This is a genomic window from Kitasatospora sp. NPDC007106, from assembly GCF_040634455.1.
In the GTDB taxonomy this organism is placed as follows: domain Bacteria; phylum Actinomycetota; class Actinomycetes; order Streptomycetales; family Streptomycetaceae; genus Kitasatospora; species Kitasatospora arboriphila.
The window spans coordinates 1-1,394 of sequence record NZ_JBEYFP010001228.1 but is presented as its reverse complement, the minus strand read 5'-3'; the positions used below and the strand labels follow the sequence as shown (position 1 = coordinate 1,394).

The following is a 1,394-nucleotide window of genomic DNA, read 5'->3' as shown; positions in this document are numbered from 1 at the left end:
CTGAGACCTGATGCCGAGCCGATTGTGGTGAAGTGGATGATCCTATGCTGTCGAGAAAAGCCTCTAGCGAGTTTCATGGCGGCCCGTACCCCAAACCGACTCAGGTGGTCAGGTAGAGAATACCGAGGCGTTCGGGTGAACTGTGGTTAAGGAACTCGGCAAAATGCCCCCGTAACTTCGGGAGAAGGGGGGCCAGCCCCGGTGAAGAGTCTTGCACTCCGAGCTGGGGGTGGCCGCAGAGACCAGCGAGAAGCGACTGTTTACTAAAAACACAGGTCCGTGCGAAGCCGTAAGGCGATGTATACGGACTGACGCCTGCCCGGTGCTGGAACGTTAAGGGGACCGGTTAGTCCGATTTCGGTCGGGCGAAGCTGAGAACTTAAGCGCCAGTAAACGGCGGTGGTAACTATAACCATCCTAAGGTAGCGAAATTCCTTGTCGGGTAAGTTCCGACCTGCACGAATGGCGTAACGACTTCTCGACTGTCTCAACCACAGGCCCGGTGAAATTGCATTACGAGTAAAGATGCTCGTTTCGCGCAGCAGGACGGAAAGACCCCGGGACCTTTACTATAGCTTGATATTGGTGTTCGGTTCGGCTTGTGTAGGATAGGTGGGAGACTGTGAAGCAGCAACGCCAGTTGTTGTGGAGTCGCCGTTGAAATACCACTCTGGTCGTGCTGGATGTCTAACCTGGGTCCGTGATCCGGATCAGGGACAGTGTCTGGTGGGTAGTTTAACTGGGGCGGTTGCCTCCTAAAGGGTAACGGAGGCGCCCAAAGGTTCCCTCAGCCTGGTTGGCAATCAGGTGTTGAGTGTAAGTGCACAAGGGAGCTTGACTGTGAGACTGACGGGTCGAGCAGGTACGAAAGTAGGGACTAGTGATCCGGCGGTGGCTTGTGGAAGCGCCGTCGCTCAACGGATAAAAGGTACCCCGGGGATAACAGGCTGATCTTCCCCAAGAGTCCATATCGACGGGATGGTTTGGCACCTCGATGTCGGCTCGTCGCATCCTGGGGCTGGAGTAGGTCCCAAGGGTTGGGCTGTTCGCCCATTAAAGCGGTACGCGAGCTGGGTTTAGAACGTCGTGAGACAGTTCGGTCCCTATCCGCTGTGCGCGTAGGAGTGTTGAGAAGGGCTGTCCCTAGTACGAGAGGACCGGGACGGACGAACCTCTGGTGTGCCAGTTGTCCTGCCAAGGGCATGGCTGGTTGGCTACGTTCGGGAGGGATAACCGCTGAAAGCATCTAAGCGGGAAGCCTGCTTCGAGATGAGCACTCCCACCTCCTTGAGAGGGTAAGGCTCCCAGTAGACGACTGGGTTGATAGGCCGGATATGGAAGCCCAGTAATGGGTGGAGTTGACCGGTACTAATAGGCCGAGGGCTTGTCCTCAG

The 1,394-nt window shown here is 56.5% G+C and carries 1 rRNA gene; it reads left to right on the top strand.

Features of this window, described 5'->3' with window-relative positions:
• Positions 1-1,392: ribosomal RNA gene (locus ABZ641_RS37365) — 23S ribosomal RNA — on the top strand; the annotation flags it as partial.
• Between the last annotated feature and the right edge of the window lie 2 nt (positions 1,393-1,394).